This is a genomic window from Bacteroides sp. MSK.20.12, from assembly GCF_019052435.1.
In the GTDB taxonomy this organism is placed as follows: Bacteria; Bacteroidota; Bacteroidia; order Bacteroidales; family Bacteroidaceae; genus Bacteroides; species Bacteroides xylanisolvens.
In genome coordinates this window covers 13,835-36,966 of the sequence record NZ_JAHQVH010000012.1, presented here as the reverse complement: position 1 = coordinate 36,966, position 23,132 = coordinate 13,835, and the positions used below count along the sequence as shown (strand labels likewise).

At 44.0% G+C, this 23,132-nt stretch carries 19 protein-coding genes; 2 read left to right on the top strand and 17 right to left on the bottom strand.

What is annotated here, in order from left to right:
* Positions 1-102: 102 nt before the first annotated feature.
* The 9 genes from KTR06_RS08520 to rimP all read right to left on the bottom strand — a co-directional run bounded on the left by KTR06_RS08520 (position 103) and on the right by rimP (position 11,350).
* On the bottom strand, positions 103-429 hold the full coding sequence (locus tag KTR06_RS08520) for a heavy metal-binding domain-containing protein (protein WP_004315412.1): 327 nt from the start codon (positions 427-429) through the stop codon (positions 103-105).
* A 291-nt stretch (positions 430-720) separates the two neighbouring features.
* Entirely contained in the window at positions 721-1,932 is a 1,212-nt protein-coding gene (locus tag KTR06_RS08515; RefSeq protein WP_004309460.1) for an aminotransferase class V-fold PLP-dependent enzyme, read from the bottom strand.
* A 19-nt stretch (positions 1,933-1,951) separates the two neighbouring features.
* Positions 1,952-3,295: a Fe-S cluster assembly protein SufD gene (gene sufD / locus KTR06_RS08510; protein WP_004309459.1), complete on the bottom strand. Its 1,344-nt coding sequence runs from the start codon at positions 3,293-3,295 to the stop codon at positions 1,952-1,954.
* Positions 3,296-3,308: 13 nt separating this feature from the next.
* On the bottom strand, positions 3,309-4,061 hold the full coding sequence (gene sufC / locus KTR06_RS08505) for a Fe-S cluster assembly ATPase SufC (protein WP_004307398.1): 753 nt from the start codon (positions 4,059-4,061) through the stop codon (positions 3,309-3,311).
* A 115-nt stretch (positions 4,062-4,176) separates the two neighbouring features.
* A complete protein-coding gene (gene sufB, locus KTR06_RS08500; protein WP_004309458.1) occupies positions 4,177-5,679 on the bottom strand; it encodes a Fe-S cluster assembly protein SufB in 1,503 nt (500 codons plus the stop codon).
* A complete protein-coding gene (locus KTR06_RS08495; protein WP_004309457.1) occupies positions 5,657-6,187 on the bottom strand; it encodes a CvpA family protein in 531 nt (176 codons plus the stop codon). Before KTR06_RS08495 ends, sufB begins: the two co-directional genes overlap by 23 nt.
* A gap of 203 nt (positions 6,188-6,390) precedes the next feature.
* Positions 6,391-9,486, bottom strand: coding sequence for a translation initiation factor IF-2 (gene infB / locus KTR06_RS08490; RefSeq protein WP_008642742.1), 3,096 nt, complete (start codon positions 9,484-9,486; stop codon positions 6,391-6,393).
* Between the two features lie 113 nt (positions 9,487-9,599).
* Positions 9,600-10,880, bottom strand: a complete 1,281-nt coding sequence (gene nusA / locus KTR06_RS08485) for a transcription termination factor NusA (RefSeq protein ID WP_008024083.1) — start codon at positions 10,878-10,880, stop codon at positions 9,600-9,602.
* A 2-nt stretch (positions 10,881-10,882) separates the two neighbouring features.
* Entirely contained in the window at positions 10,883-11,350 is a 468-nt protein-coding gene (rimP, locus tag KTR06_RS08480) for a ribosome assembly cofactor RimP (RefSeq protein WP_004315414.1), read from the bottom strand.
* A gap of 172 nt (positions 11,351-11,522) precedes the next feature.
* On the opposite strand from rimP, the gene KTR06_RS08475 reads away from it, so the two are divergent.
* Positions 11,523-11,918, top strand: coding sequence for a hypothetical protein (locus tag KTR06_RS08475; RefSeq protein ID WP_008024082.1), 396 nt, complete (start codon positions 11,523-11,525; stop codon positions 11,916-11,918).
* A 157-nt stretch (positions 11,919-12,075) separates the two neighbouring features.
* Here KTR06_RS08475 and KTR06_RS08470 read toward each other — a convergent pair whose 3' ends face one another.
* On the bottom strand, positions 12,076-12,774 hold the full coding sequence (locus tag KTR06_RS08470) for a SprT family zinc-dependent metalloprotease (protein WP_008024081.1): 699 nt from the start codon (positions 12,772-12,774) through the stop codon (positions 12,076-12,078).
* 129 nt (positions 12,775-12,903) lie between these two features.
* Here KTR06_RS08470 and KTR06_RS08465 point away from each other — a divergent pair, with 129 nt between their 5' ends.
* Entirely contained in the window at positions 12,904-13,686 is a 783-nt protein-coding gene (locus KTR06_RS08465) for a head GIN domain-containing protein (protein WP_007756445.1), read from the top strand.
* 182 nt (positions 13,687-13,868) lie between these two features.
* On the opposite strand, the gene KTR06_RS08460 is transcribed toward KTR06_RS08465, so the two are convergent.
* The 7 genes from KTR06_RS08460 to KTR06_RS08430 all read right to left on the bottom strand — a co-directional run bounded on the left by KTR06_RS08460 (position 13,869) and on the right by KTR06_RS08430 (position 23,055).
* Complete coding sequence (locus KTR06_RS08460; RefSeq protein WP_004315419.1) at positions 13,869-14,348, bottom strand: hypothetical protein; 480 nt, start codon at positions 14,346-14,348, stop codon at positions 13,869-13,871.
* A complete protein-coding gene (locus KTR06_RS08455) occupies positions 14,338-14,847 on the bottom strand; it encodes an RNA polymerase sigma factor (RefSeq protein WP_004315420.1) in 510 nt (169 codons plus the stop codon). The genes KTR06_RS08460 and KTR06_RS08455 overlap by 11 nt, the downstream gene beginning before the upstream one ends.
* Positions 14,848-14,908: 61 nt before the next feature.
* The gene (gene argB, locus KTR06_RS08450; RefSeq protein ID WP_008770435.1) at positions 14,909-15,682 is read right to left on the bottom strand and encodes an acetylglutamate kinase; all 774 of its coding nucleotides are present in this window, start codon (positions 15,680-15,682) and stop codon (positions 14,909-14,911) included.
* A 56-nt stretch (positions 15,683-15,738) separates the two neighbouring features.
* Positions 15,739-17,631 (bottom strand): biosynthetic arginine decarboxylase, encoded by a 1,893-nt coding sequence (speA, locus tag KTR06_RS08445; RefSeq protein ID WP_008019353.1) that lies wholly within the window; start codon positions 17,629-17,631, stop codon positions 15,739-15,741.
* Between the two features lie 69 nt (positions 17,632-17,700).
* Entirely contained in the window at positions 17,701-18,771 is a 1,071-nt protein-coding gene (locus tag KTR06_RS08440) for a hypothetical protein (RefSeq protein WP_087317645.1), read from the bottom strand.
* Between the two features lie 9 nt (positions 18,772-18,780).
* On the bottom strand, positions 18,781-20,547 hold the full coding sequence (locus KTR06_RS08435) for an HSP90 family protein (protein WP_009039148.1): 1,767 nt from the start codon (positions 20,545-20,547) through the stop codon (positions 18,781-18,783).
* Positions 20,548-20,556: 9 nt separating this feature from the next.
* Entirely contained in the window at positions 20,557-23,055 is a 2,499-nt protein-coding gene (locus tag KTR06_RS08430) for a tetratricopeptide repeat protein (RefSeq protein ID WP_217290199.1), read from the bottom strand.
* Between the last annotated feature and the right edge of the window lie 77 nt (positions 23,056-23,132).

Sequence of the window (23,132 nt, the reverse complement as noted above, 5' to 3'; positions counted from 1 at the left end):
CCACAGAAGTACGGAGGACACAGCGTTTTATATCATTGATAATAAACAAAGTATATGCGCTGCGTCTTCCGTGTTCTCTGTAGTAAAAGAAACAATAATCAATTAATCCTCTTCAATCTTTACGGCTGTGCCGTTAGCAGTCACCATCAGCATACTGCCACTACCTCCAACTGTCTCATAATCCAAATCAACACCTATCACGGCATTAGCTCCCATTTGAGCTGCTTGTGCCTCCATTTCCTTCAACGCTGTATCTTTTGCCATACGCAGCACTTCTTCATAAGAACCGGAACGACCACCCACAATATCCCGAATACTTGCAAACAAGTCGCGGAATACATTGGCACCTATGATTGTTTCTCCGGAAACTATTCCATAATATTTCACTATTCGTTTTCCCTCAATGATGGGAGTGGTTGTCATCAGCATAGTTTTTTCTTTATTAGTTATCTGTAAGTTATACGTATTTAGTTAGACGCAAGTCCCCCTAAAAAAGTTGCAGCTATACCGTAATTTCTTACGATATAGCTGCGATTAATGTTAAAGAGAGAGAATTTATATAATATGAGCATGGTCTCACGACCCTCCTAATATTCAATGAACATTTTGTTTCTTTACCTATTAGACGCACAAAAGTGCAAATCACTGCACTTGAAGGCATCTTTTTTTAGTTAAAGAATAAAAAAAGCCGCCATCCCACAGGAATAGCGGCTTATATTGTTAGAACATCTTGCTGACGCGTTCAATTCCCGCCACCAATGTATCTATTTCCGATTTCGTATTGTACATGGCAAACGAAGCCCGTACAGTTCCTTCTATACCAAGACGTTGCATGAGAGGTTGTGCACAATGATGTCCCGTCCTCACGGCAATACCCAAACGATCCAACAACGTTCCGAGGTCGAAATGATGAATATCTCCTACCAGGAAGGAGATGACTGCTCCCCGTTCGGCTGCTTCACCGAATATACGCATCTGGGGAATCTCTTTCAGCCGTTGCAAAGCGTAAGTTGTCAGTTCATGCTCATGGGCGGCTATCTGCTCAAGTCCATGTCCATTCACGTAATCAAGAGCTTTTGCCAGTCCGGTAGTTCCGATATAGTCGGGCGTACCGGCTTCAAACTTGAAAGGAAGTTCGTTGAAAGTGGTCTTCTCAAAAGAGACATGCTGAATCATCTCTCCTCCTCCCTGATAAGGCGGAAGGCGGTCTAACCACTCTTCTTTTCCATAAAGCACTCCGACACCTGTCGGACCGTATATTTTATGGGCAGAGAACACCAGAAAATCGGCATCCAACTCCTGTACGTCCACTTTCATGTGAGGGATAGACTGTGCAGCGTCTATCAGACAAGGTACGCCATGCGCATGAGCCGTTGCAATCATTTCTTTCACCGGATTCACCGTACCCAGCACATTCGAAACATGAACCACGCTGACTATTTTCGTTCGTTCGGAAAATAGTTTTTCGTATTCATCCAGCAAGAGTTCGCCTTTGTCATTCATTGGAATCACTTTGATGGCAATTCCCTTTCGGGCAGCCAGCAGTTGCCAGGGAACGATGTTACTGTGATGTTCCATCACGGAAAGAATCACTTCATCCCCCTCTTCCATAAATTCATCACCAAAGCTGGAAACAAGTAGGTTGATGCTTTCCGTTGTTCCGCGAGTAAAGACAACTTCGTTCGTGCTACGGGCGTTAATAAACTGACGCACCGTTTCACGGGAAGCCTCATGCAATTCCGTAGCTTGTTGCGAAAGATAATGCACGCCGCGATGCACATTGGCATTAACGGAATAATATTCATCCACCAACGCATCAACTACCAGACGGGGTTTCTGCGTCGTCGCACCGTTGTCGAAATAAACCAAAGGTTTACCGTAAACCGTACGGCTCAATATCGGAAAATCCTCACGTATCTTTTGAATATCCACGTTTATTAATTATTAGTGGTTACTTACAAATGGCACAGCCCTGACATCTATTCAGCTCGCCACGGAAACGTTTTTCTACCAATAGATGCAGGCGATCTTTCAGTGCCTCCAAACGAATGGTATCAATCACTTCATTGACAAATGCGAACATCAATAACAAACGGGCTTCTTTCTCTGCAATACCTCGTGAACGCATATAGAATAATGCACCCTCATCCAACTGGCCTACCGTTGCTCCATGCGAACATTTCACATCATCCGCGTAAATTTCCAATTGAGGTTGTGTGTACATTCTCGCATCACGCGTAGCACAAAGATTCCGGTTAGTCTGCTGGGAGTTCGTATGTTGCGCATCGGGACGCACCAGTACCAGTCCGGCAAACGCACCTACCGACTGATCGTCGAGTACGTACTTGAACAGCTCATTACTGGTGCAGTTCGGTACGGCATGGTCGATGCTTGTATGATTGTCTACGTGCTGGTTCTTATCGGCAATTGCCATGCCACAGAGGTTTATCTCGGCTCCTTCTCCTGCCAACAATACTTCAGTGGTGTTGCGGGTAGTACCATTATGCAAGGTCATTCCATTCAACAATACATTGCTGTTTGCCTCCTGCTTTACATACAGGTTACTGATACGAACGGTGCTTGTATGTGTTTCTTCCAGTTCATACATATCGAATACCGTGTTCTCACCTGCAAATACTTCAATCACTTGTGTTGCCAGGAAGTTCACGTTATCCATTGCATGGTCACAAATCAGCAGACGGGCTTGCGCGCCATCCTCCAGGATGATTAGTACGCGGCGGTTCACCATGAAGTTAACATCTGCACGCAGGATATTTACCAGCTGGATCGGTTTTTCTACCACTACATTCTTCGGCACATAAAATACAACGCCGTCTTGCGCAAAAGCTGTATTGAAAGCAGTCACCCCATCTTTGGAAGTATCTGCCAACTGACCGTAATACTTCTTCACCAATTCCGGATGCTGTCCGGCCACTTCTTTCAAGCTGCCGAAAATCACACCTTCCGGCAGATTGACTTTAGGAAGTGCTCTATTATAAAATGCGTCATTTACCACAAAATACAGAGCGGTACTCATATTCGGCACATCGCACTTAAACACTTCATACGGATTGACCGGAATAGCCAGACGATTCAAGTTTAAACCATAATCCGGTTCAAAATACTTGCTCACATCCGTATATTTGTACTTCTCCATCTTACGAGTCGGAAATCCGAGCCGCTCAAAATCGGCAAATGCAGCTGCACGAGGCGCATTCAGCACTTCGGCGCTATGCTTGCAGATCATTGCTTCCGTCTGTGAGAAGAGGTCTATATATTGTTGTTCAACTATCATAACTTATTATTTGTTATTCTCCTACTTCTTTCTTGATCCAATCATATCCTTTTTCTTCCAGTTCCAGCGCAAGTTCCGGTCCGGCAGTTTTTACGATACGACCTTTATAAAGGACATGTACAATATCAGGTTTGATATAATCAAGCAAACGTTGGTAGTGAGTAATAACGATTGTGCTTGTTTCAGGAGTTTTCAGTTTGTTCACTCCTTCTGCAACAATACGGAGCGCATCAATATCCAAACCGGAGTCTGTCTCATCAAGGATGCTCAACCGCGGTTCCAACATGGCCATCTGGAAAATCTCGTTCCGTTTCTTTTCACCACCCGAAAAGCCTTCATTCACCGAGCGGTTAGCCAACTTATTATCCAGCTCTACTACCGCACGTTTCTCACGCATCAGTTTCAGAAACTCACTGGCTGTCAGCGCAGGCAGACCTTTATACTTGCGTTGCTCATTCACAGCAGCACGCATAAAGTTGACCATGCTCACACCCGGAATCTCTACCGGATACTGGAAACTAAGAAAGATCCCTTCATGGCTACGATCTTCAGGACTCAACTCCAACAGGTTCTTTCCATAAAACGTGACCGAACCTTTTGTTACCTCAAAAGCCGGATTTCCCACCAATACGGAAGAAAGCGTACTTTTACCGGAACCATTCGGTCCCATAATAGCGTGCACCTCACCGGGATTCACCGTCAGGTTAATACCCTTCAATATCTCTTTGCCATTAATGCTGGCATGCAGGTCTTTTATTTCTAACATGATTATATGTACTATTTTTCCATTTACTATTTACTATTAAAAACCTATACTACCGACAATTTACCTCCTACAAGCGCGCAGCCAAATAGTAAATCGTAAATTGCCAACTAGTAAATCACCCCACGCTTCCTTCCAATGAGATAGTAAGCAGCTTCTGTGCTTCTACTGCAAATTCCATCGGAAGTTTATTCAATACTTCTTTTGCATATCCGTTCACAATAAGCCCGATAGCGTCTTCTGTCGGAATACCGCGCTGGTTGCAATAGAATATTTGGTCTTCACTGATCTTGCTCGTTGTGGCTTCATGTTCCACCACTGCCGTTTCATTGTGAATATCCATATAAGGGAAAGTATGCGCACCGCATTTATCTCCCAGCAACAGAGAGTCACACTGGCTATAATTACGGGCATTATCCGCTTTCTCGGCCACACGTACCAACCCACGATAGGAGTTCTCACTATGTCCGGCGGAGATACCTTTACTTACAATCGTACTGCGGGTGTTCTTGCCCAGATGAATCATTTTCGTTCCGGTATCAGCCTGCTGATAGTTGTTCGTTACAGCTACGGAATAGAATTCAGCGGTCGAGTTATCGCCCGTCAGAATACAGGAAGGGTATTTCCAAGTGATGGCCGAACCGGTTTCCACTTGTGTCCAGGATAATTTACTATCCACTCCCTTGCAGTTACCGCGTTTAGTCACAAAGTTGTATACACCGCCCTTACCTTCCGCATCGCCCGGATACCAGTTCTGAACAGTACTATATTTTACCTCTGCGCGGTCGTGCACGATTATCTCGACGATAGCGGCATGCAACTGATTTTCATCCCGCATCGGCGCTGTACATCCTTCCAGATAAGAAACGTATGAATCGTCGTCCGCCACAATCAGTGTACGTTCAAACTGTCCCGTGTTACGGGCATTGATACGGAAATAGGTGGAAAGTTCCATCGGACAACGTACCCCTTTCGGAATATACACGAAAGAGCCGTCAGAAAAGACAGCGGAGTTCAACGCGGCAAAGAAATTATCCCGGTAACCTACCACCGAGCCCATATATTTCTTCACCAAATCGGGATGCTCCCGCACGGCTTCACTGAACGAGCAGAAGATAATTCCTTTCTCCATCAGCGTTTCCTTGAAGGTAGTCTTTACGGAAACGGAGTCCATAACGGCATCCACCGCCATTCCGCTAAGAGCCATCTGTTCCTCCAAAGGAATACCCAGTTTATTAAACGTCTTTATCAATTCAGGATCGACTTCCTCCATGCTCTTCGGTCCTTCTTTCTTCTTCGTCGGATCGGCATAATAAGAAATCGCCTGATAGTCAATTTCAGGGATACGGAGATGTGCCCAAGTCGGCATCTCCAGCGTCAGCCAGTGGCGGTACGCTTTCAGGCGAAACTCCAGCAACCACTCCGGTTCGTCTTTTTTCGATGAAATCAGACGAATGACATCTTCATTAAGTCCACGCTCAATGATGTCTGTATGCACCTCTGTGGTGAAGCCGTATTTATATTTCTCCTCCGCAAATTTCCGGACAAACTCATTATCAGTCTTCTTTTCGAGTTCGTCTTTCTGATTGGGTTTCATTTTATTGGGTTCTTCTTGTTGCATCTTTATTCTCTAATATATATTGTTGCGTCATATTCTTCGCAGCAGGGAAAAAGATCCCCGCAAACGTTTCCATCGGATAATATAACAAAGATTCTTCCTTTTTTGTTGCACTAATTAACTTATTATCGCTGTCCACAAACTCTATCGCACCGATCACTACACTCGTTAACAACAGAAACTTAAGTGCTCCCAGCCCACTCCCTAACCAGCGGTTCAGCCAGTTCAGCGAAATTGCCTGCATTGCTTTTGTCAATAACGAAGCTATCAGTACAAAGATCAACGGCACGGCAATCCAAATCATGATAAAAGCCAACACCTGCGCAACTGTCATCGAATCCGTCACTGTCGGGCAAAGTTTCTCCGCCAAAGAGGCATACAAAGCTTTCGCCGCCAACAGCCCGACTATTAACCCCAAAATAGAAGCCAACTGGCGGATAAAGCCTTTTACAAAGCCTACCACCGCTCCGGCGCCTATTACAATAAGGATAATGATATCAATCGTTGCCACGTTGTGATTTATGATTTGTGATTTATGATTTATGTTTCTATGATTATGATCTGTGATTTATATTTCTGTCAGGTGATAAAACAATAAAGTGGTAAGGTGGTGTCCCATATAAAATAGTACCACATTACCACCCATCTATTGTTGCAACCATTACTTCGCGAATGGCCTTATACCCTTATAATTCATAAATCATAACTCATAAATCATAAAGTCTGTTTCACTTCTATTTCTTCGAATGTCTCGATCATATCGCCTACCTTCATGTCGTTGCAGTTCACCAGACTGATACCACACTCGAAGTTTGTACCTACTTCCTTCACATCGTCCTTGAAGCGTTTCAACGCGTTGATGTTTCCGGTAAAGATGACGATACCATCGCGGATCAAACGAGCCTTGTCGCTTCGTTTCACCTTTCCGGTCTTCACCATTGCACCGGCTACCAAACCCACCTTCGTGATGTTGAATACTTCGCGGATTTCGATAGTTGCCGTGATTTGTTCCTTCAATTCCGGAGCCAACATACCTTCCATAGCAGCCTTCACCTCTTCGATTGCATCGTAGATGACAGAGTACTTACGGATATCGACACCTTCCTGTTCAGCCATCTTAGCGGCAGCACCCGAAGGACGTACCTGGAATCCGACGATAATCGCATCCGAAGCGGCAGCCAGAGAAACATCCGACTCGGAGATTGCTCCCACACCCTTATGGATGACATTTACCTGAATTTGTTCCGTAGACAACTTGATTAACGAGTCGCTCAATGCCTCAACAGAACCGTCCACGTCACCCTTAACGATGATGTTCAATTCCTGGAAGTTACCCAAAGCAATACGACGGCCCAACTCATCCAACGTAAGGATCTTCTGCGTACGCAAGCCCTGTTCACGAGCCAACTGTTCACGTTTGTTGGTGATTTCACGAGCTTCCTGATCGCTTTCAACGACATGGAATGTATCACCTGCAGCAGGTGCACCGTTCAATCCCAATACCAAAGCCGGTTCGGAAGGTCCTGCTTCTTTGATGCGTTGGTTACGTTCGTTGAACATAGCCTTCACACGTCCGTAGCTGGTTCCTGCCAGTACGATGTCTCCCACTTTCAGAGTACCGTTAGATACCAATACAGTAGCTACATATCCACGTCCCTTATCCAGTGAAGATTCGATGATGGAACCCGTAGCATTACGGTCCGGATTTGCTTTCAGGTCGAGCATTTCTGCTTCGAGCAATACTTTTTCCAGCAAATCTTCCACACCCATACCTTTCTTGGCAGAGATATCTTGTGACTGATACTTACCACCCCATTCTTCAACAAGGTAATTCATTGCAGCCAGTTCTTCTTTAATCTTATCCGGATTCGCAGTCGGTTTATCCACCTTATTGATTGCAAATACAATAGGTACACCGGCAGCCATCGCGTGATTGATTGCTTCCTTTGTCTGCGGCATCACGTTATCATCGGCAGCCACAATAATGATAGCAATATCCGTTACTTTCGCACCACGTGCACGCATAGCGGTAAACGCTTCGTGACCCGGAGTATCGAGGAACGTGATACGGCGACCGTCTTCCAGTTGCACGTTATATGCACCGATATGCTGTGTAATACCTCCGGCTTCACCGGCAATTACGTTCGCCTTACGGATATAGTCGAGCAAAGAGGTCTTACCGTGGTCAACGTGTCCCATCACTGTAACAATCGGAGCGCGCGGTTGCAAATCTTCCGGTGCATCTTCTTCTTCAACGATAGCTTGTGCCACTTCCGCACTTACATATTCTGTCTTGAATCCGAACTCTTCTGCCACCAGATTAATTGTTTCCGCATCCAGACGCTGGTTGATAGAAACCATGATACCAATACTCATACAAGTAGCGATAACCTGATTGACAGATACATCCATCATCGTTGCCAGTTCGTTAGCCGTAACAAACTCGGTCAACTTCAATACCTTGCTGTCTGCCATTTCCTGATCTTCCAATTCCTGCATACGGTTGGAAGCCATTTCACGCTTTTCTTTACGGTATTTGGACGTCTTGTTCTTACCTTTGGTTGTCAGACGTGCAAGAGTTTCTTTTACCTGTTTTGCTACGTCTTCCTCGCTCACTTCCTGTTTGATAACCGGCTTCTTGAAGCGATCCTTATTATTGTTGTTATTTCTTCTGTTATTATTTCCTTGTCCGCCCTGACCGTTGTTATTGCCATTACCATTGCCGCCTTTACCTTGTATATTAGGTCTCGGCGCAGCAAAGTTGGAAGTCGCAACGTTATTAACGTCTACCTTTTCTTTATTGATACGGTTGCGTTTTTTCTTAGCAGCATCTGCGCTTTCTTTCGGACCGTTCTTCACCACTTTAGAATCATCCTTACGGATTTCTTTGATGATGGCTTCCTTCATCAGTTTCTTCTGATCCTGACGGATTTTCTCTTTCTCTTCACGTTCGCGACGCTTCTCCTCCTTCGATTTTTTCTTCGGACGAGTAGACTGATTCAATGCAGCCAAGTCGATCTGACCGATCACATTGATCTTCGCGCCTAATTCCGGTTGACGGATTTTGAAAACACCATCATCCTCCGGAGCTTTTTCTGCTACCGGGGTTACTTCAGCCTGTGCAGTTTCCACCTTTTTTTCTTCTTTATGTTCTTCCGCCTTCACAGGTGCAGTTTCTACTACCTTCGGCTCTTCTTTTTTCACTTCTTCTACTACTTTTTCAACTTCTACCGGCTTCGTCTCCACTACAGGTTCCGGCACTACTACGGGCTCAACTACCACTGGAGTAGGCTCTACTACAGAAACAGGAGGTATCACCACCTCTTCTTTCTTCACCTCGGGTTCTCTTTTCTCGGGCTCCTTTTTTACTTCGGGTTTAACGACGGGCCGTTCTACAACAGGTTCTTCTTGTTTCTGTTCCGGTTCCTTCTCCACCTTTTCAGGTTTACGGCCATTCAGTTTATCCAAATCAATTTTTCCGACAGGTTTAAACTTCGGACGTGCATCCTCAGGTACGACTGTCTTAATCACATCTTCCGACTTCTGTTTCTCCGGCTGCTTTTCGAAGCCTTCAATCGAAACAGACGCCTTATTACGTTCCTTATTCTGACGTTCCTGTATGAAACGCTCCGATTCAAGTCTAAGGTTCTTATCTGTACTAAACTCTTTTACGAGTATAGCGTATTGCTCCTCGCTAATTTTGGTATTAGGATTAGCCTCTACGGTATGCCCTTTCTTTTGCAGGAACTCAACTACCGTCGCGATTCCTACGTTCAAATCTCTTGTAACTTTGTTTAACCTTATCGTCATATTTTAAAATTAATGAATAAATGGAGCTTGTTTAAATGAAGAATTAAGAATGAAGAATTAAAAGTTACGATGTAGTATAACAGAGATAACTTTCATTTTTCAATTTTAAATTCTCAATTTTCTACTGAATTTTCACCTTCTTCTTCAAACTCCGATTTCAAAATGCGTATTACCTCGTCCACTGTCTCTTCTTCCAAGTCCGTCTTTTCAATCAACATCTCACGAGGAGCATTCAACACAGCCTTCGCTGTATCAATGCCGATAGCCTTGATGGCGTCGATCACCCATCCGTCGATTTCGTCTCTGAATTCGTCGAGATAGATATCTTCATCCGCTACATTCTCATCCAACTCACGGAACACGTCGATAGTGTACTCAGTTAACATACTGGCCAGTTTGATGTTCAAACCGCCTTTACCGATAGCCAGCGAAACTTCTTCCGGTTTGAGGAAAACCTCCGCTTTCTTCTCTTCCTCATTCAGACGGATAGAAGAAATCTTAGCCGGGCTTAAAGCGCGCTGTATAAACAATGAGATGTTCGATGTGTAATTGATTACGTCGATGTTCTCATTGCGAAGCTCACGAACAATGCCATGAATACGACTTCCCTTTACACCTACACAGGCTCCTACAGGGTCGATTCTGTCATCGTAAGATTCTACCGCGATCTTGGCACGTTCGCCAGGGATACGGGCAATCTTCTTGATGGTAATCAAACCATCATTAATTTCGGGTACTTCCATCTCGAACAAACGTTGCAGGAAAACGGGAGAAGTACGTGACAAGATAATCTTAGGATTATTATTCTTGTTGTCCACGCGGGCAACTACTGCACGGGCCGTTTCACCTTTGCGATAGAAATCGCTTGGGATTTGTTCGGTCTTCGGCAACAGCAACTCGTTTCCTTCATCATCTAAGAGCAACATTTCTTTCTTCCAGATCTGATACACTTCTGCATTGATGATAGTACCTACCTTATCTATATATTTATTATAAATACTGTCTTTTTCGAGTTCCAGAATCTTGGAAGCCAATGTCTGGCGGAGATTCAGGATAGCACGACGTCCGAATTTGGCAAAGATCACTTCGTCAGTTACCTCTTCACCTTCTTCGTAGGAAGCATCAATTTTCTGTGCTTCGCTCAACGAAATCTGCATATTCGGGTTAGTCAAATCTTCATCGGCCACAACTTCACGGTTACGCCAGATCTCGAAGTCACCCTTATCCGGGTTCACGATCACGTCGTAATTCTCATCGGTGCCAAACATTTTCGCGATTACGCTACGGAACGACTCTTCGAGTACGCTAACCATCGTCGTTCTATCGATATTCTTCAGTTCCTTAAATTCCGAAAATGTATCAATCAAGCTGATTGTTTCTTCTTTTTTGGCCATAACTATTTAAAGCTAATTAAGTATTTAGTATATTTTATTTGCTCATAAGTAAAGGTTTCGTCCTCTTCTTGCAATTTCGGACGTTTTGATCCTTCTAGTTTTACTTTCTTTTGTACGGCTACCGTAAACTTCTCTTCATCGGCATCTTTCAGTATGCCGGCCAGTTTGCGTCCGTCTTTAGTCAATACCTCCACTTCCTGTCCGATGTGGATATAATACTGTTGCAGTACTTTAAAGGGCTGTCCGATACCGGCCGACCCTACTTCCAGTTCATAATCTTCCTCTTCACGGTTCAGTTTTGACTCTATGTAGCGGCTAAGCTCCACACAATCTTCGATCCAAACACCTTCTGCATGGTCAATTTCGACCACAATTTTGTCATCCGGGCTCACAGTTACTTCTACTAAAAAGTAGTCTTTTCCTTCCAGCCACTCATCTACAATCTGACAAACAGTTTTCTTTTCTATCATTTATTAACTATATAAGAACAAAAAAAGGAGCTTAATTGCCCCTCCACCTTTCATCCGTTTCCGGTTGCAAAGATATAAATAATCTATTCGACTACAAAAGATTAAAGAAAAAAAGTATGAATTAACAGTGCTATATTCGTATCTTTACGCCACAATTCAAAAAATAACGACTATGGCACATCGTCTCAACACAAATAAACAGTTTATGGTAGGTAACGGAATTCTTGCTTTTGCCGTCATTTTTGTCGTGGTTATTTTCGTATACATGAGTATGCGGCTACAACGGGAAAAGCAGGAAGAACGTCATTTCATCGAAAGCTATACGATCAGTCTGGTAAAAGGTTTTGCCGGAGATTCTATCTCTTTGTTTGTCAACGACAGCCTCATTTCGAATAAAACCATATCGGAAGAGCCTTACACGGTAGAAGTGGGACGTTTTGCAGAACAAAGCGCTTTATTGATCGTAGATAATAACACAGAATTAGTCTCTACATTTGATCTTAGCGAAAAAGGAGGGGCTTATCAGTTTGAAAAAGAATCGGACGGGATTAAACAATTAGCCAAATAATAAAGACATATCCCCCTATTACGTATCATAACGAACCATTATCAGGAATGTATAAGATTTAGAAGACAGCCAGAAATAGGAGCTTACAAGGCTTTACCAAGATAGAATAAATTAAGTTCGTGACAATGCGAGAATATTATCTTGGCTGTAAAGCATTTTATATTTCCGTACGGTACTTTCTCAATTCTCCCCGCAAGGTCAATGCTTTTCCTTCTGTAAATTGATTAAGTAAAGCCCAGAATCGTTCGCTATGATTCATCTCGCGGGTATGGCATAATTCGTGCAACAACACGTAGTCTATCAAATGAGAAGGCAGCAAAACCAGGTAATAGGATAAATTAATAGCTTTTCGAGCCGAACAACTCCCCCATCTGCCCTGACTGGAGTTTATTTTCACACTCGAATAGGGCAATCCGCATTGCTTGGACAAGAAGGCTAAACGTGAAGGCAGAATACTTTTGGCATTTCGTCTCAATGATTCTTCAATAACCTTATGCAACCAGCTTTGCAGTTTTTCATCTGTAAAATCGGCATGAGGCGGACAAACGATCTCCATTACACCCAACCGGGAATTAGCCAGAAACTGATCTTTCTCGCCCGACACCAAGGATAGTTTAAAATGCTCCGCATCAATCTTATAATTCAAATCAATCAACGGACGAGCGATTTTTTGCCGGGAGGCCAGAAGTTTTCCACGCAAATTCTCGATGGCCTGTTTCACTTCTTTCAGGGTGGTACCGGGAGGAACTGAAACATAAACAGCATCACTCTTGGTACGAAACACAAGACTTCTCGCACGTGAATTGACGCGTATCACCAAGCGCCCTAACTCATCATCTTCTATAATCTTATCCATTATAATCCTCCTATCAACAGCCACAAAAGTAATAAAAAAGAAGATGCTAACGAAAAACTTTATGGAAGATGCAACTTTAGATCAAGTTCTTCCGTCTAACCATTATATCAATCATAGAAAAGCGTAATTATGAAAACAAGTTTATTGCTCGTATTAGTCACGGGAATGTTTCTAGTACTTACTGCCGGCTCTTGCTTGCAGGGAAAACACATCGTAGGCAGCAAGAATTACATCTCCAAAGAAGTGAAAGCCGACCACTTCAATGAAATCAAACTAGTGGGAAGTGCCAACATCAGTTATTGGCAAGACACATGCAGCCATGTCGAAATTCATGGTTCCGACAACATCATACCACTTATTGAAACGTATGTGGAGGGTAGTACATTCATTATAAAGTTCAAGAAGAATGTCACTATCTGGAAAGGAAAACTGGAAATAAAAGTTTTTGCTCCGGAACTGAATAAGCTGTCGGTCAACGGTTCAGGAAATATAAGATTAATCAATGGGATACAAACCTCTAAAGATATTGAATTCCACATCAACGGTTCGGGCAACATTCAGGGAGAAGGATTCAATTGCCAAAAAATGGCCGTTTCAATTAATGGCTCGGGAGATGTAAGACTACAACAAATAGAGAGTCAGGAATGTCAGGCAAGTATTTCCGGTTCGGGCAATATCAATCTGAACGGCAAAGCCATTCAAGCGAGCTATTCTATTGCCGGATCAGGAAATATTCAGGCCGCCGATTTGCAAGCAGAAAACACAGATGCAAGCATTAGCGGCTCCGGCAACATCAGTTGCTATGCCAGCCAGAAGCTGGTTGCCCGCGTCAAAGGAAGCGGTGATATTGCCTATAAAGGAGATCCTCAAGAAGTGGATGCTCCAAGAAAAAATATACGGCAGATCAAATAAAGACAGTTTAAATAAAGACAGTTTAAAAACATAAAAGGGCTACTGCATCGCGCGGTAGCCCATTTATTTAGTTAGTTTCATTATAAAAATTTGAGAGAATTGAAAACTTCACAGTTTCGCCTTCGTTGTTGTTTTAATTAAGCACACTAACTATATTATATGTTTAAAGCAAATGAAAATGTCTATTCGTTTATAACTTGCACCTTGTGGTTGATCTTCGCCAGGCTATCCGCCAGGACCTGTTCCGCTTTCACATCATTTGAGATAGCGACCGACGGTGCAGTTACTTGTTTACCAATGGTATCCGTAGCCAATACACTTCCATCATCTCCGGAGAAAGAATGTTGTGCCACATTCCCCAAAGAAAGAATGATTGCAATTACGGCAGCGGCCTTGAACAGAGGAATAAAACGACCGGTCAGTGTCAAACGTTTCGCTTTTACTACCGTAGGCTCCACCTCTGCCAGAATACGTGCATCAAAGTCTTCGCCCAGTCCTACTTCCTGCTGAACCTGCTGATAAACAAACAGATTCTTATAGCGAAGCAAATGAGCCGGAACTTCTTCCTTTGCGAAGAAGTCGCGCAATGTTGCTTCCTCCTCAACGGAAGTTTCGCATTGCCAGTATCGCTCGAGGAGCTGTTCTATATCCTTATAATCCATATTCGTCAATTTCTAAATACCTTTGTTTTACTTTTTGCCTGGCTCTGAAGAGATTCACTTTGACTTGTTCCTCTGTCAGATTCAGCAAGGTTGCAATTTTTTTATAGCTTTCACCTTCAATGTCCCTCAGTTGCATGATAAGCCGCTGTTTTTCGGGAAGTTCGTTTACCAGTCTATTAATGATGTTCATTCTTTCATCATGAATCATCTGGTCATACGGACTGTTTGCATCAGGTTCTTCCTCCATTTCGGGGGTGAGTTCCACGTTTTGAGCTTCTTTCTTTTGACTCCGGTCTATCGCCAGGTTCTTTGCCACTGTCAGGCAATAGGCTTCGACCGATTCAAATTGAGACCACTCATCACGCTTGTTCCACACTCTTATCATGGTGTCCTGAACGACATCCTCGGCTTCGGCCCTATCCAGGGTGATTCTGAGAGCCAATCGAAAGAGTTTATCCTTCAACGGCAAAATATCGTTTCGGAAGCTGATTTCTTGCATCTCTATAATAATGACGGGCTAGGATATGAAAAGTTACAGTCGCCCACTACTTTTTTTTGAATTATTTTTTTATTCTCGTTCCTCCAGAGTCGTTAATCGCTGACGCTAAAGTAATTACCACTTCAGAAACTCCTGCATTTATTGCTTCAAAAGAATTTTCCAACTTAGGAATCATACCTCCTTGAATAACGCCATCGGCTACATATTGTCCAAATTCGGCACGGGTGATTTGAGGAATCACACTGTCGTCATCATTCTCATCACGCAACACACCTTTCTTCTCGAAACAATACACCAATGTCACATCAAACAGAGCCGACAACGCTTTCGCTGTCTCCCCGGCAATGGTATCTGCATTCGTATTCAACATATTGCCGTGACCGTCGTGTGTCAATGGAGCCATCACGGGAACAACGCCTTTATGTATCAAATCCGACAATAAAGTGGCATCCACCTGTTCCACATCTCCCACAAACCCGTAGTCTACGTCTTTCACCGGACGTTTCACCGAACGGATTACATTCATATCCGCTCCGGTCAATCCGAGTGCATTGACTCCGCGTGCTTGCAGACCTGCCACAATGTTTTTATTCACCAATCCGCCGTACACCATCGTTACGACTTTCAACGTTTCGGCATCGGTAATCCGACGACCATTTACCATTTTGCTTTCAATACCCAGTTGCGCGGCAATCTTTGTTGCCGAACGACCGCCACCATGAACCAACACTTTATGTCCGTCAATAGCGGCAAAGTCATTTAACAACTGACGAAGGGTGGCTTCCTCTTCTACGATTTTGCCACCCACCTTAATAACTGTTAGTTTTTCTCTCATTTCTTGATTTCTAATAAGTTCACCGAATGGAGAATCCGGCTCCGGCACTTTGCCGATTATTCCAAATAAGTATATCCGTAAAGCCCCGAACGATAGTTGGAAAGGAATTCTTTTCCTTCTTCCAAGGAGATTTTTCCTTCTTTCACTGATTTCGTCACCCAAGTTTCGAGCGTACGTACCAGCTTCTTCGGATTGTACTGCACATAGTCCAATACCTCCGCTACCGTTTCTCCGTCGATAATCTGTTCGATATTATATCCTTTCTCGTTCACCGAAACATGCACGGCATTCGTATCACCGAACAAATTATGCATATCTCCCAAAATCTCCTGATAAGCTCCCACCAGGAACACAGCCACATAATAAGGTTCTGTTTTCTTCAGTGCATGTACAGGCAGATAATGAGCCACGTTACGGGTAGAGATAAAGTTGGCAATTTTACCGTCCGAGTCGCAGGTAATATCTTGTAAGGTAGCCGAACGCTCCGGTTTTTCATCCAATCGCTGAATAGGCATGATCGGGAATATCTGGTCAATTGCCCAAGAGTCAGGAAGTGACTGAAACAGCGAGAAGTTACAGAAATATTTATCGGCAAGCAGTTTGGACAATCCACGGAATTCATCGGGTGCATGCTTCAAACCGGCTGCAATCTGATTAATCTCACGTGTAATAGACCAATACAGACGCTCGATTTGTGCACGGGTTTTCAGATCCACGATTCCATGACTGAACAAGTCCAGCGCTTCCTCCCTGATCTGCTGCGCATCGTGCCATGCTTCCAACATCTTGTTCTGGTTCAGCGAATCCCAGATTCCATATAACTCCTGCACCAATTCGTGTGCATCCGGAGCAATTTCCTCCTCGTCATCCCATTCGGGTAAAGTAGCGGTTTCAAGAACTTCAAAGATGAGAACAGAATGGTGTGCCGTCAATGCACGTCCACTTTCCGTTATGATATTCGGGTGCGGGATACCATTTTTATCGCTCACGTCTACCAGCGTAGAGATAGAGTCGTTTACATACTCCTGAATGGAATAGTTTACGCTACCTTCACTATTGGACGAACGGGTTCCGTCATAATCCACTCCCAGTCCACCGCCAATATCAACAAACTCCACATTGAAACCCATTGAATGGAGCTGCACGTAGAATTGTGAAGCCTCACGCAAAGCCGTTTTGATACGACGGATCTTCGTCACCTGACTGCCGATATGGAAATGAATCAGTTTCAGACAATCTTTCAAACCTTTGCTCTCCAGAAAATCGAGCGCTTCGAGAAGTTCGCTGGAAGTCAAGCCAAACTTGCTGGCATCTCCTCCCGACTCTTCCCACTTTCCGCTACCGGAAGAAGCGAGTTTGATACGTATACCAATGTTAGGCTGCACATTCAGCTGCTTTGCCATTTTTGCTATCAGCTTCAGTTCGTTCATCTTCTCCACAACGAGATAGATACGTTTACCCATCTTTTGAGCAAGCAGAGCCAGTTCAATATAACTTTCGTCTTTATATCCGTTGCAAACAATCAATGAGTCAGAGTCCGTATTGACCGCAATCACCGCATGGAGTTCCGGTTTAGAGCCGGCTTCCAGTCCGAGATTGAACTTCTTTCCGTGGCTGATAATTTCTTCCACCACAGGGCGCATCTGGTTGACTTTTATCGGATAGATAATAAAGTTCTGGGCTTTATAACCATACTCCTCGGCTGCCTGTTTAAAGCAGGACGACATCTTTTCAATACGGTTGTCCAAAATATCCGGGAAACGCACCAGCATGGGAGATGCCACATCACGCAATTGTAACTCATCGACCAGTTCTTTCAAATCAACGGATACTCCATCTTTACGAGGTGTAACAACGACATGACCTTTGTCATTAATACCAAAGTACGAGGTACCCCAACCTGTGATGTTGTAGAGTTCCTCAGAATCTTCAATACGCCACTTTCTCATTTTCTGTTATTCAGTGTTTTTAGTAAATAATTGGACGGCAAAAATACGGATTAATCTACATGTTGGCAATTAATTGGACATTAATTGTTTCAAACGGTCCATATAACCACTATTTCCGTTGCGGGCATCATAGCGAAGTGCCAGCTCTTCTGCTTGCTGATAGAAATAATTGCGAAGCTCGCTGACCTGATAAATTCCATCCGGACGATAAAGAGGGAATTCCTCCGGCAACGACAAGGAGACTTCCGGACGGGTCTCATACTTCAAGGCCTCTACCATATCGCAAGAGAAGCGATATTTCTTCAACGTATTCGTACGCAAACTCCAACCGATGCACCGCTCGGCATACTCCCAGCCTCTTTCCGGCTTCGTCATTATATTATAAGCAATAAACAATCCCAAGTAGAGCAAAAGATATTCATCCTTTTCTCTTCCCTGCAATGCTTCTTCGGCACGTGCACACATATCAGCGGCAACCTCCGGTTTGTCAGCTTTCTGTGCATAATAGGAGAGCTTCAAGTAAGCCCGCAAATTGGCTTCATAACAGGTGACCTGCTTATTAATCAATGGCTGCGCCCGGCTGTAAGCCTCATCAAACTGCCCTGTTTCCAAATAATAATCCAGCATAAAATTCAGTTCGCAAGCCTCACACGACTGACCGTCTATCTTTTCATTCAGCATCTTGTCAATGTATTCTTTTGCCTTGTCATACTGGCGCATCCAAACACATTCCACAGACCAGCGGTGATAATAACTCCGCAAAGAATATCCATTCCGGAGAATACGGGTTTTATAATCCTCTCCGATCGCTTTCACCTGTTCCATCGGAATTTCCGGCAGATCGAACGTACAAGCCCAGATCCATTTATATTTCCACAACAAGTCATCTTCTTTGATTACATCCTTGTGATTCTCGTAATCATCCAGGATTTTAGAGAACACGGTAATCTCTTCTGCATCTGCCGAAAGAAGATTCAGTTCATAGATAAGATCCAGTCTCAACTCCGTAGCCCATTCCACATCTTCGTTCTCATCAGCGATGCGGATAGCTTCTTTCAATAGATTAGCTTTTTCACGGGGATGCAGGCTGTCATTCTGTGTCTGCAACAGCAGTTTTTGTATTTCAAGTGTGTATCTCATACTCTTTTTTTAATTCAGGAAATTTATAAAATCATTCATTTTCGAAGTCATTAGTTCGCTAAGCGAACGGTTGAAAAGCTCCATTTCTTCACTGTTCACCGGATATTTACCTTGCAGAAGGGATTGTACATACAATATATGCACCACATGCTGAAACAATTTATTGTCTCCCTGTATTTGCAATAAAGTCTGCACCATTTCGTTATCCGCATTGAAAGTGAGTGTCGGTGGAATCTGCTTGGCAGTATTCACAGCCCCCAATACAGCCGCCAACGGATTATTAGCACTTTTAGCTACATTCTCCTTTTCCTCCGCCACAAAGATTACCGGAATATCCACCGGAGTAAAATGTTTCAGACGGCAGACACAGCCAAACCGCTTCAACAACTCGTTCGCTTTCATTTCAAAAGCCTGAAACTCTTTATTCGCCTCCACTTCGCCAAACTGTTCCAGCAACCGTGAAGGAGATATTTCATCCAACGTAAGTTCCGGATTCAGACGGACATACTTTTTCAACAAAGTTTCATCAAAGGTGTAAGCAGCATTCACCACCAACCATCCTTGTGCTCCGGCTATACGGCGCACCTGACGGAAATCTTCCAGATTCTTGGTATAGCATATCACATTGCTTGCCGAGCGAATACTTCCAAAACCACGCAGCCCCTTATTTGTTTCAAAAGGAAGGTAATCCATAAACAAACGGAGCAGTTCATTATCTTCCGAAGCAATCGCCTTGATATGGAAGTGATGAACATCCAAGATCCGGTTGAACATGGCTCGGTCATTCTGCACCAATCCCCGCAAATAATCCTTGATAGCTATCCCGATCTCTTTCCGTGCATCCTTCAACTGGTCATTGCTCACCAAAGACTCGCGGGAAGCAGTAGACAGCAATCCGTCCGCATTCACCAGACAACGGATAAAGAAAGCCCACGGCGGCAACAGATTACAATCGTCCTCACTCAACAGCATACGTTTAAGGTAGACCTTATGAGAATTGCGTACTGAAAATTGTGTTCGGAAAGGCAAAACATAAAGCACCCCTTCTACCTTACCACTTTCAGTATAAATCCGGAAAGCATCAAGAGCAGACGACTGGAATACTTTTGCCCCATAATCCAGCAACTCCTTGCGAGTCGCCTTCGGGTCAAGCCATACGGGCGAAGGCGTATTTACCAACTCCTCTTCCCCCTGATAATGCAGATAGATAGGATATGGCAACACTTCCCCATAACTGACCAGTATCTTCTTAAACGTTTCATATTCAAAAAGATGCATCCAGTCTCCTTTCGGATGCAACACCACCTGCGACCCGATAGGCCGTTCTTCGTCCGATAAAGTCAGCTGATACGTCCCATCCACTTTGCCACACCAGCAAACAGGCTGTCCGCCCATTGCCGAACGACTCTCCACGGTGATTTCATTAGTCACCACAAAACAAGATAACAATCCGATACCGAACCTTCCGATAAAATCGTCCGCATCGGGAGTATCCCGTTTTGAACTCTCTCCGATAACCGTCAGAAAACGATAAACTTCCTCTTCTTTCAGTCCGACTCCATTATCCCTGAACACCACCGTTTTGTCTTCATTCAGAAAGACATCGATACGTCCTTTATAATTCTCGTCGATATTGCGTAGTGCCGTGATGGCATCTACGCAATTCTGCAACAGTTCGCGAACAAAAGTATTCGGGTTACTATAAATGTGCTCTGATAACAGGGCAATCATACCTTTAAGATTGACCTGGAACAGATTATTCCCTTCTTTTTCCATGTTCCTCTTTTACTTTCTCCTCCTTCCGGTAATTTTAAGAGCTTTCTCATTGCCATTCTCTGCGGCCTTTTCGAACCATTCCATTGCAATTTCATCGTTTTCTTCCACGCCTTTGCCCGTCAGATAGGCATTTCCAAGTTCAAATTGCGCTTTGTCGCTATTTTTTTCAGCAGCTTTCAGCAGCCATTGCACCGCAGCTTCCGGATCAGGAGTACAACCTTCGCCATACATCATCATCTTACCGAGATAATAAGTCGCAGCAATATTTTCATTCCCTGCCGCATCCGTAAACCAGCGGTAAGCTTCGGCATAGTTCTGTTTCACACCTACTCCGTTGTAATAGCAAAGTCCGGTACGATACATACTCATCGTATTTCCATTATCCGCAGCCAGCGTATAATATTTAAAAGCTTCCGTTTCATTATCTTCCACTCCGATACCCATTTCATAACAGATACCCAATCCTTCGCTATACCACTCGTATTCGGCAGCTTTCTTGAAATAGGCAAAAGCCTTTTCCGATTCGTTCAGACTGTCATAATCATACAGGTAATACTCACCCATACGCAACATTGCCATTGGAATTTCGTTGGCCACAGCCTTCTCATACCATTCCATAGCCTTTTTATTGTCTTCCAGACAGGGACCGCAACCAAAGAAATAATAGTCTCCCATCTTAAACTGGGCATAACCATAGTCCTGTTCAGCAGCTTTCATCATATATTCCACAGCCTTTTGCGGATTTTCTTCCACGCCATTGCCATTTTCATAAGCCAGGCCCAGCTCTGTCAGACAACGGGACTCTTCCTTCTCCGCTCCTTTGCCGAACCATTCGAGTGCCTTATCCCAGTCTTCTGCCGTTCCGATTCCTTCTTTATAACAGCGTCCCAGAGCAAAGATCGCATCATTATCATCCGCTTCTGCCGCCTTTGTATACCAAGCGAACGCCTCTTCCGGTTTTGCTTCACCAAGAACACCTTTTTCCATATAAAGACCAGAACGGAACATCGCATAAGGATAACCCTGTCCGGCAGCCCTACTAATCAGTTCAAATGCCTTTTCATAGTTCTTCTCCACCCCATCGCCATTCTCATACAAGAACGCCAGTTCTACAAGAGCAAAGCAGGAACCCAGTTCGGCTGCTTTTTCATAACATTCTCTCGACTTATCAGCATCTTTTACACCGCTGTATCCATTAGCCAGGTAAAGCGCCATCCGACAATATCCGTCGGCATTGTTCAGCGAAGCTGCCTTTTCATAATACTCTAACGCCTTCACATAATCCGGTTGTTCAGACAAGAAGCCACGCTCATACATCCAGCCTAGACGATAAGCTGCATTTCCCGAACCCAGTTCAATAGCCTTCTCCAACAATTCTTTCGCACGATTCATGTCCTCTTCCACCAATTCACCGTTGAAATAGATATTAGCCAGTCCTTCTATACCTTGTATATAGTTATCTTCCACGCAACGGTTCAGACACATCAGTCCGCGTTCCACGTTCTTATATTCATCATTATACAGGTAGATCAGCGCCAGTTCATACGCACTGTAAGATTCACAATAAAGCATCCCCTTTTCCAGCCATTCAATAGCTTTCGGCATATCCAGCCATTCTTCTTCCTGATAATTATATCCCAGGAAGTTAGCGGCAGACCACACACCTGCATGCCAGGCTTTTTCCCAAAGTTCAAAGCCCAGTTCTTTCGGTTTATTCAGTTCCGGATAACGGAAATAAAGGGTAGCCAGATTTTTAAGACTATAAAGATTGGGAACTATCTCCAGAGACTTTTCGTAGTAAGCAGCTTCCTCTGCCACACTGCCTTCCGCCCTGTCGAGCGCGTCTCCCAGTGCTGCATATACATGAGCACGCAAACGTTCTCCTTCAGGCAGTTCGGCAAGCAAGTCATTCCGTATCTGCAACGCCTTCGCTTTATCTCCTGTAAATTCTTCGACAAAAGCACGATAATGTTTTCCCCATAAAATAGCTTCGGGAGAAGTGAGAGTAGCAAAACGTCGTTCGCCCTCCTCTTTATTTTGTTCACAATAGAATCCCATGTATCGCCAATAGGCAACAGTTGCTTCCGCTTCAGCCCAACCCATATCGGCAGCCTTTTCGTAATACGGAAACAAATAACTCATATCCCGCTTTCCATAACGGGCTTCAGAATATTGCGCACCCTTCTGTGCCCATCCCGCACCGCTAAACACAGCTACACGGTCGCATACCTGCATTACCTTCTCCCACCAGAATTCATATTCTTCTGCGTTGAGATCGACCTCTACGTTACAGTCAAAAGCACTGAATATCAGTTCAAAAAAATCTTCTGTTAATTTCTCGTCTTCTTTTGTGTCCAAAGCATATTCACATACAGCCAATGCTTCCCACCAATTTTCCGCATTTAATAATGAGGCCGGTGTATACTGTGGAAACCATGCCCTTGCAGGCTGTCCGGACGCTTTTATTCTAGCGGATAACTCTCCAAATTTCTCTTTTAAAATTTTCATGATATAGACTTTACCTTAATTTTGTGTTATTAGTCAATAAAAAAAATCTCATAACGAGTGCAAGGTACTAATATTGA